The sequence below is a fragment of the Actinotalea alkalitolerans genome, from assembly GCF_023369855.1.
Lineage (GTDB): Bacteria > Actinomycetota > Actinomycetes > Actinomycetales > Cellulomonadaceae > Actinotalea.
The window spans coordinates 2171-3917 of record NZ_JAMBPP010000029.1; the positions used below are offsets into that span (position 1 = coordinate 2171).

Sequence of the window (1747 nt, forward strand, 5' to 3'; positions counted from 1 at the left end):
TCCTCGGGGCAGGACCGCCCGTAGCTTGAGAACTGCACAGTGGACGCGAGCATCTTTATAAGATCTTTGTGGCAAGTTTATAAGGGCATACGGTGAATGCCTTGGCACCAGGAGCCGAAGAAGGACGTTGTAGCCTGCGATAAGCCTCGGGGAGTTGGCAAACGAACCGTGATCCGAGGATGTCCGAATGGGGAAACCCAGCTGGAGTCATGTCCAGTTACCCGCACCTGAATATATAGGGTGTGTGGAGGGAACGTGGGGAAGTGAAACATCTCAGTACCCACAGGAAGAGATATTCCGTGAGTAGTGGCGAGCGAAAGCGGAACAGGCCAAACCGATTGCGTGTGATAGCCGGCAGGCGTTGCGTAGTCGGGGTTGCGGGACCTTTTGGGGAGTTCTGCCGAACTTCCAAGGAGTCAGAAAGTCGCGTCATAGTCGAAGGGCATTGAAAGGCCCGGCACAGAGGGTGCAACCCCCGTAGACGAAATGGCGCGACCTCCTAAGAGGTATCCCAAGTAGCACGGGGCCCGAGAAATCCCGTGTGAATCCGGCAAGACCACTTGCTAAGCCTAAATACTCCCTGGTGACCGATAGCGGACAAGTACCGTGAGGGAAAGGTGAAAAGTACCCCGGGAGGGGAGTGAAATAGTACCTGAAACCGTGTGCCTACAATCCGTCGGAGCCTCCCTAGCAGGGGTGACGGCGTGCCTTTTGAAGAATGAGCCTGCGAGTTAGTGGTACGTGGCGAGGTTAACCCGTGAGGGGAAGCCGTAGCGAAAGCGAGTCCGAATAGGGCGATTCAGTCGCGTGCTCTAGACCCGAAGCGAAGTGATCTAGCCATGGGCAGGTTGAAGCGCGGGTAAGACCGCGTGGAGGACCGAACCCACTTGGGTTGAAAACCGAGGGGATGACCTGTGGTTAGGGGTGAAAGGCCAATCAAACTTCGTGATAGCTGGTTCTCCCCGAAATGCATTTAGGTGCAGCGTCACGTGTTTCTTGCCGGAGGTAGAGCTACTGGATGGCCAATGGGCCCTACAAGGTTACTGACGTCAGCCAAACTCCGAATGCCGGTAAGTGAGAGCGTGGCAGTGAGACTGCGGGGGATAAGCTCCGTAGTCGAGAGGGAAACAGCCCAGACCACCAGCTAAGGCCCCTAAGCGTATGCTAAGTGGGAAAGGATGTGGAGTTGCACAGACAACCAGGAGGTTGGCTTAGAAGCAGCCACCCTTGAAAGAGTGCGTAATAGCTCACTGGTCAAGTGATTCCGCGCCGACAATGTAGCGGGGCTCAAGTATACCGCCGAAGCTGTGGCATTCACACAATAGCTAGGTCTTCGTGATCCAGGCGTGTGGATGGGTAGGGGAGCGTCGTGTGGCGAGTGAAGTCGCGGGGTGACCCAGCGGTGGACGCCACACGAGTGAGAATGCAGGCATGAGTAGCGAAAGACGGGTGAGAAACCCGTCCGCCGAATGACCAAGGGTTCCAGGGCCAGGCTAATCCGCCCTGGGTAAGTCGGGACCTAAGGCGAGGCCGACAGGCGTAGTCGATGGACAACGGGTTGATATTCCCGTACCGGCGAAGAACCGCCCATACCGAACCCGGTGATGCTAAGTGCCCAAAGCCATCTAGAGCCCTTCGGGGACGTGATGGTGGAGCGCACGACCCGAACCGGTAGTAGGTAAGCGTATTAACAGGGGTGACGCAGGAAGGTAGCCCAGCGTGGCGATGGTAGTCCACGTCCAAGGTC

At 56.9% G+C, this 1747-nt stretch carries 1 rRNA gene (only partly in view); it reads left to right on the forward strand.

The features are described 5' to 3' along the window. Positions 1 to 69: 69 nt before the first annotated feature. Positions 70 to 1747 (forward strand): 23S ribosomal RNA (locus tag M1R94_RS20135); it runs 1530 nt beyond the window's last position.